This is a genomic window from Psychrobacter sp. 1Y10 (assembly GCF_052259005.1).
In the GTDB taxonomy this organism is placed as follows: Bacteria; Pseudomonadota; Gammaproteobacteria; order Pseudomonadales; family Moraxellaceae; genus Psychrobacter; species Psychrobacter saeujeotis.
Genome location: NZ_JBQQES010000024.1, coordinates 1 through 1,278, shown reverse-complemented (window position 1 = coordinate 1,278; position 1,278 = coordinate 1). Strand labels below are relative to the sequence as shown.

Genomic DNA, 1,278 nt, shown 5'->3' with positions numbered 1-1,278 from the left:
TGAGCTATGCTGAAGAAACCGTACAACTAAACTTGGTAAACTAAGCGTATTGACAGGAGTTTACCATGACCAAGAAAGTAAGAACCTACAGTGACGAATTTAAAGCAGAAGCCGTTAAGAAGATAGCAGACAATAACGGCAATATTTCAGCGACTGCAAAGCAGCTTGGCATTGCCATGCAAACGCTCTCAAATTGGCATAACAAAGCCAATCAAGGCAAACTTGTAGGAACAGCTCAATACGATCCTGATCTTATAAGTGCTCTTAAAGAGATAAAGCAGCTCAAGCGGCAGCTTAAAGTGGCTGAAGAGGAGCGCGAAATACTAAAAAAGGCGACGGCGTACTTCGCGAAAAACAGCTAGTCAAGTACGCCTTTATCAAAGACAACCAGCAAGTCTTTAGCATTAGTAGCATGTGCCGCGTACTACAGGTTAAACCCTCAAGCTACTATGACTGGCTAGGTCGTCATATCAGCTGTCAGCAGGTACATCGTAATCAGTGCGAGTTACTGGTTAAAGCCGCTCACAATGAAACGAAAGAACGTTATGGCGTAGATCGACTGCATGCTCATCTAAGCGAGCAAGGGCATGACATTAGCCTATATATGGTAAGAAGCATCAAAGAGGAACACGGCATTAAATGTCGTCGTCATAAGCGCTTTAAAGTCACCACTGACTCTAATCATCACAAACTGGTCTATCCAAACGTGCTCGATCAGAAGTTTGACACCAGTCGTCCTAACCAAGCATGGGTAAGCGATATTACTTATATCTGGACACATGAGGGCTGGTTGTACTTAGCGGGAGTCAAAGATTTATATACCAAAGAGCTGGTCGGCTATGCGATCAACAAACGCATGACCGCAGATTTGGTCTGTCGCGCATTGAACATGGCCATCAGGAATAAACGTCCAAACAAAGGGCTAATCGTTCACTCTGACAGAGGCAGCCAGTATTGCAGCCATGCCTACCACAAGATCGTTAAGCAGCATCAGTTTACAGGTTCAATGAGCGCTAAAGGTAATTGCTTCGACAACGCTCCAATAGAAAGCTTCTGGGGCACTTTAAAGAACGAGCTGGTATATCATCAGGATTATAAGACTAGATTTGCAGCGATCAACGATATTATTAGATACATCGAGCTTTACTACAATCAGACTAGAATTCAAAAGGGTTTGGGCTATAAATCACCAAGACAGGTGTGGTTTGATTATTATCGTCAGGCTGCGTAATTAAAATCTCCCAAGTTTATGTGTACGGATTTGACGGCAGGGGTCAT

The 1,278-nt window shown here is 43.6% G+C and carries 1 protein-coding gene; it reads left to right on the top strand.

Features of this window, described 5'->3' with window-relative positions:
- Positions 1–65 precede the first annotated feature (65 nt).
- Positions 66–1,231, top strand: a protein-coding gene (locus ACTXGH_RS13750) for an IS3 family transposase (RefSeq protein WP_439296987.1) whose coding sequence is annotated in 2 segments (ribosomal slippage) — positions 66–324 and positions 324–1,231 — 1,167 coding nt in all. Because the reading frame shifts where the segments join, the coding sequence is not laid out codon by codon here.
- Positions 1,232–1,278 lie beyond the last annotated feature (47 nt).